This window comes from Bartonella sp. CL71SXKL (assembly GCF_042194935.1).
Lineage (GTDB): Bacteria > Pseudomonadota > Alphaproteobacteria > Rhizobiales > Rhizobiaceae > Bartonella.
The window spans coordinates 1-989 of record NZ_JBHINI010000085.1; the positions used below are offsets into that span (position 1 = coordinate 1).

General features: G+C 46.3%; 1 protein-coding gene. It reads left to right on the forward strand.

Features of this window, described 5'->3' with window-relative positions; all coding sequences use genetic code 11:
- The coding region (locus ACFILA_RS09595) for a DUF4815 domain-containing protein (RefSeq protein WP_375661133.1) at window positions 1-989 on the forward strand (989 nt) is incomplete at both ends.

The window sequence follows — 989 nt, forward strand, 5'->3', positions numbered from 1 at the left end:
GCCATGCAAGCCATTGCGACGTACGACCGCGCCCATGGACATTATATCGTGAGTGGCTGCCGTGTGAGCGCATTGGGAGCCAATAACGGTTGCCAAGTGTTTAGCATTCAAGAAGGAGAAGCCAATATCAATGGTTTCAAACGCAAACGCTTAGCGGCTTTGCGTCATGAAGAACTCGAGGACTTTTCGACAAGCGTTGTTCCTAGCGAAACGCATATTTTTGCGCCTTCAAAAGGGAAAACAAGTTTTACCTTTAAACCCTATTATTTTCCTATTGCCGATATTCAGTCTCTTTTGTTGACAAAAGAAAAAACCGTTAACGTCACCCGTGGTGCCGTTGCCGCTGGGCGTGATGGTGTTCCTGATAAAAGCATCACCGCGTTTATAAAAATCGTTCAAGGAAGCAAGGAATTTAAAGAAGGCACAGATTTTAAAAAAACCGGAGACACCATTGATTGGGCACCCGTGGGAGACGAACCTTTAGCAGGGAGCAGCTATAAGGTGACTTACCGTTACCGCGCAAAAATCACGGCTGATAAGGTAACAGCGCAGGAAATCACAGTCTCAGGGGGTGCGGAGGGTGGTGATATTATCGTCAGTTACACTTATAAATTGCCCCGCATTGACCGCATAGGTCTCAACACGGGGGGCAATGTGGTTTACATCAAAGGTATCTCAGTAGACCAACCCATGGCACCCAGTGTCCCTGATGATGTGTTGTCCCTTGCAACCATTACCAACAATTGGCTTGAAACGCCGGTTGTGGTCAATGATGGCACACGGGTTGCCCCCTATGATGAAATGTGGCGTTATTTTCAACGAGTGCTTTCGCTTGATCGATTGATGCAATTAGAGCGTATTAAAAGCAATGTTGACTCTAAAGAACCTGTTGCCAAAAAGGGCATGTTTGCAGACCCTTTTCTTGATGATAGTTACAGAGATGAAGGCTTTCAACAAACAGGTGCTGTAGGCAACGGCATTTTACAGCT